Annotated in this window: 3 protein-coding genes; all 3 read right to left on the bottom strand. The window is 66.4% G+C overall.

Going from position 1 to position 4379, the window contains the following annotated elements; translation table 11 throughout:
* Positions 1 to 38: 38 nt before the first annotated feature.
* Positions 39 to 812 (bottom strand): hypothetical protein, encoded by a 774-nt coding sequence (locus tag B3H64_RS00485; RefSeq protein ID WP_050617137.1) that lies wholly within the window; start codon positions 810 to 812, stop codon positions 39 to 41.
* 65 nt (positions 813 to 877) lie between these two features.
* Positions 878 to 2242 (bottom strand): hypothetical protein, encoded by a 1365-nt coding sequence (locus tag B3H64_RS00480; protein ID WP_286732067.1) that lies wholly within the window; start codon positions 2240 to 2242, stop codon positions 878 to 880.
* Positions 2232 to 4037: an ATP-binding protein gene (locus tag B3H64_RS00475; protein ID WP_256304839.1), complete on the bottom strand. Its 1806-nt coding sequence runs from the start codon at positions 4035 to 4037 to the stop codon at positions 2232 to 2234. Before B3H64_RS00475 ends, B3H64_RS00480 begins: the two co-directional genes overlap by 11 nt.
* Positions 4038 to 4379: the final 342 nt, after the last annotated feature.

Raw genomic sequence — 4379 nt, 5'->3', positions numbered from 1 at the left:
GGAGCCTTGCTCCGGGCAGCCTGTTCCGAACAGAACGTTCATCCCGCCACCGTCACCACACCGGTGACGGCATCCATATAATAGCTCTGGATATCGGTGACAATGTACCAGGCGGGCGCCATGTAGACGGGGTTGATCTGCACGGTGGACAGGGTATAGCCCGCCGTCATGCTCCGGATCTCCCGGCAGATGACGCCGGTGTCCTTCAGATAGGCCAGGAAGCGCAGCAGCACCGTGGCGACCGTCAACGGAGTCTCACCGGCCTCCGCCGACGGTGTGCCGGTCAGCCGGGCGCCCTGGATGCCCCGCAGCTCCCCATCCTCATAGGTGAGGGTGGCCACGCAGGAAAAGACCGGAGCGTCCTGCCAGGTCTGCCGGACCGTCAGGGTCCCGCTGGCCTCGTCGTACTCCGAGGCCTCCCCCTCAAAGCCCATCTTCCGCAGGCAGGCCAGTCCAAACCGGCCCGGCAGCTCTCCGCCCTGGGGATAGGCTCCGGCGTTCAGAGAGACGGAAAAGGTGCCGTCCGCGGAGAATCGGGCCGTCCCCTTTTCCCCCCGGTAGGAGCCCGCCCCGTCCTCCGCGGCGGCGGCCTCCCCCAGCAACCCGGCAGCCTGCGCCTGCTCGGCTGCGGCATCCCGGGTCACCGTCATGGCGGTCAGCGTCATCTCCCGGGGCAGGGCTGCCGTCATGGCGATTCCATTCTTCTCCAGAATGGACACCGCCTCGTCCCGGGCGCGCTCCAGGTACTGGGCGCTGCGGGCCTCCCGCCCGGCCACCAGTACCAGCAGAAAGAGGTTGACCCCCAGGAGCATGAGAATGATGATGTTTTTGATCTTGGACCACTCCAGGGCCCCTCACCTCCTTCCTATGGCGCCGTTCAGCGGGCCACCCACTGGGCAGAGACGGTATCGCTGCTGCTCCCCGTATCCAGGTAGCTGAGGACCAGCTCCGAGCCCTCCACGCCCAGGGCCCGCATGGCGGCTGCGGCCTGGGTCACCGGCAGCACCGGGGCCGCAGCCTCGGAGGCCGCCCGGTAGGTCCGCAGTTGCAGGGTAAAATCCACCACGCTGTCCTGACGAATGGTCACCTTGGCGGCATAGCCCTCCTGGCGGACCACTACGTCGGCTCCGCTGAGCTGATAGCCGAAGTAGAGCGTGACGTCTTCCTCCCCGCTGTCCCGGCCGATCAGATACAGCCGTGCCTCCCCCCGGCGGCCGGCCGTGGCCCGCTCCACCAGAGACCAGGCCGCCTCCACCAGCTCCAGCTCCGAGCGCACCTCCCCCTCCCCGGGGACGGGGAACCGGGAATCCTCCGCCGTGGCGGCGTGGTAAATCGCCACGCCGGTGTCATAGAGCCGCAGGGAATCCCCGCTGCCCTCCCGGACGGAGAGAACATTGGAGGTGCGGACCGTCTGGCTGGCCTGGGGGTGGAAGGACAGGTCCCGCAGCAGGCCGTCCACCTCGTCCGTATCGTAGATGGGCACGGGGTTGGCGCACAGATAGGCCGCCGGAGCGGGGGTATCGTCTTGCTTGACCATGGTGTAGGGGGCCAGCCCCCCATACTGCCGGGGGTCCTCAAAGGCAAAGAGCACCCCGTTGGGCGAATACTCCTCCACGGCGTCGGCCAGCCGCGCGGCCAGGTCCCGGCCGGTGGAGAGATCGCAGGCATAATACGAGCCATCCCGCTCATTGATATAATACAGAACTGCCTCTCCGCCCTGGCCGGCGGTGAGCAGCAGGCGACGGACTGGGGCCTCCAGATCCGTACCGGAGGGCTCGCCGCCCACCGAAGCGGCCAGGACCGGAAGAGGCACCTGCCCCAGCAGGTCCAGATATACGCTGGGCGCAGCGTCCGTCAGAGCCTCCCGCCAGCGCTGCTCGGAGACCTGCCGCGGCTCGCCCGCGCCGGTCAGAGCGTCGGCCAGCAGGTTGGGCATCTTGCTGTAGAGCTCGTCCACCAGGCCGGTATCGTACTGGCCGCCGTACCGCCCCCGCTCGTTGGACACTGCCATGCGGACAGGGCGGACCACCGCGGCCTGGCCGCCCTCCATGGGCCGCCCGATCAGGCTGTCCCGGTCGCCGCCGAAGAACCCCACCAGCCCGGACACCCAGCCCTGGCCCGCGCCGGAGGCCTCAGCCAAAAACTGGGTGCGGCCCAGCAGGTAGACCGCCGAAAGAGCCAGCAGCAGGATCAGCAGGCTTTTCCCCGCCTCCACCAGCCGGCGCATTCCCTTACTGTTCATGGCCGGGACCCTCCACGGGCAGCTCGATGCGGAGGGTCAGCCCGGGGCCGGGCCGGTCCACCAGCGCGATGCTCCCCTGATGCCGGTCCACGATCTCCTTGGCGATGGAGAGGCCCAGGCCCGTGCCGCCCGACTCCCGGGAGCGGGCCTTGTCCACCCGGTAAAACCGCTCAAAAATGCGGGAGCGGTCCTCCAGTGGGATACCGATGCCGTTGTCGGACACCTCCATCCACACCTTCTCTCCCGCCCGGCCGGCGGAGATGCCGATCGCCCCCCCGTCGGGGGTGTACTTGATGGCGTTGGAGACGACGTTCATCATGACCTGCAGGATGCGCTCCCGGTCCCCCACGATGCCGGGAAGGTTGGGCTCCAGCTCCAGCGCTACGGTATGCCCGTGGCGCTGGGCCTCCATGAGCACGGCGTGATACATATCCCGGATGGCCCCCTCGAAGGAGAACCGGGCCAGCTTGAACTCGCTCCGGCCTGAATCGAACCGGGACAGGGTGAGCAGATCCTGCACGATGTGGGTCATACGGTCGGATTCATTGAGAATGACCCCCAGGAAGTTCTTCTCGGTCTCCGGAGGCAGATCCCCGGCGTTGTCGGCCAGGGTCTCGGCGTAGGAGCGGATGTTGGTGAGAGGGGTGCGCAGCTCATGGGACACGTTGGCCACGAATTCCCGGCGCAGCTCCTCGGTCTTGCGCTGCTCGGTGACGTCATGGATGACCACCATAACGCCCCCCTCCTGCCGCTCCCCGTCAAAGGGAGCCAGCAGCAGCTCCAGGGTCCGCCCGGCCGCCTCCCGCTCGCCGGACAGGTAGGCCGGCTGTTCCAGGGCCAGCACCTGCTCCAGAGAGGCAATGTCCCCAAACAGCGCGCCGTAGGCCGTCTGCTCACCGATGGGGCGGCCCAGCATCTCCTCGGCCGCCGGGTTCTTGTGGATGACCAGCCCCAGCCGGGAGAAGGCCACCACGCCGTCGGTCATGTGGAGGAACAGGGTATCCAGCTTGTTGCGCTCGTTCTCCGCCTCCTGTATGGTGTCCTGGAGCTTCCGGGCCATGTGGTTGAAGTTGCCGGTGAGGATGCCGATCTCGTCCCGGGAGCCCACCTCGATCTTCCGGGAGAAGTTGCCGGAGGCCACCCGCTTTACGCCGTCGGTGAGCCGTTCAATGGGGGTGGTCATGGTCTTGGCCAGCAGAAAGGAGAGCAGCACCGAAATGATCAGACCGAACACCAGGGCCTCCACGATGATGGTGAACAGGGATGCATTCAGCTCGGAGATGGTCTGGCGGGAGTCGTAGATGTAGATGATATAGCTGCTGTCCCCCCGCCGGACGGGGACCGCCAGGTCCATGTAGGAAGCCGTGATGTCGCTGTCGCTGCCCACCTCGGTCAGCTCGCCCTGGGCCAGCGCGTTGACCACATGGGTGATGTTGGGGGTCTTTTCCCGCAGGGTGTCGGCATCGTCGGAGCTGGTCAGGTAGGCGCCGGTGGCACTGTCCAGGATATAGTAATAGCGGGTACGGTTGTCGATGCCCAGAGGGCCCATATTGGAGTTGAGGACCTGTTTGAGCATGTCCACCGGCTCGACGCGCCCCTCCAGCTCATCCTGGGTGGGGGTCTGCAGATCGTCCAGGAAGACCTGATCCCCGAACACATCCTGCATCTGGACGTAGAAGTCGTCCAGATAGAAGCGCACCACGGAGTTCATCAAAAAAGCCCCCACCACCGTCATCAGCGACAGGATAAGCAGCACCATGATGAGCACCAGCTTCATATGCAGCGAACGAAACATCGGGCAAGCGCCCCCTTCTCCGCCTCATGCGGCGCTGCCGCACGGGCCCAAAGTCTTTTGCCGGCTCAGGCGTTGAACAGGTACCCCAGTCCCCGCCGGGTCACTACGAATTGCGGGCTGGCGGGGTCGTCCTCCGCCCCATGGGGCGCTGCCGCACGGGGTCCCCGCCCTTTTCAAACGCTTGGGGCAAATGAATTGCCCCTGCGCCAAGGTTTTGCCGGCTGCAAAACGCTTGCACGGCGCTCACGCGCCGCCCCATCTTTGATGGGGCCCACGTGGAGGACGATACCGGCTCAGGCGTTGAACAGGTACCCCAGCCCCCGCCGGGTCACTACGAATTGC

It is taken from the genome of Intestinimonas sp. UBA1698 (assembly GCF_002320075.1).
Lineage (GTDB): Bacteria > Bacillota > Clostridia > Oscillospirales > Oscillospiraceae > Intestinimonas > Intestinimonas massiliensis.
Note: the sequence above shows the minus strand (reverse complement) of the source record. Positions and strands in the feature narration are given on the sequence as shown.

Bases quoted from the DNA above. Each gene is read 5' to 3' on its own strand.
- B3H64_RS00485 (WP_050617137.1), bottom strand. From the start codon at position 812: ATGCTCCTGGGGGTCAACCTCTTTCTGCTGGTACTGGTGGCCGGGCGG.
- B3H64_RS00480 (WP_286732067.1), bottom strand. From the start codon at position 2,242: ATGAACAGTAAGGGAATGCGCCGGCTGGTGGAGGCGGGGAAAAGCCTG.
- B3H64_RS00475 (WP_256304839.1), bottom strand. From the start codon at position 4,037: ATGTTTCGTTCGCTGCATATGAAGCTGGTGCTCATCATGGTGCTGCTT.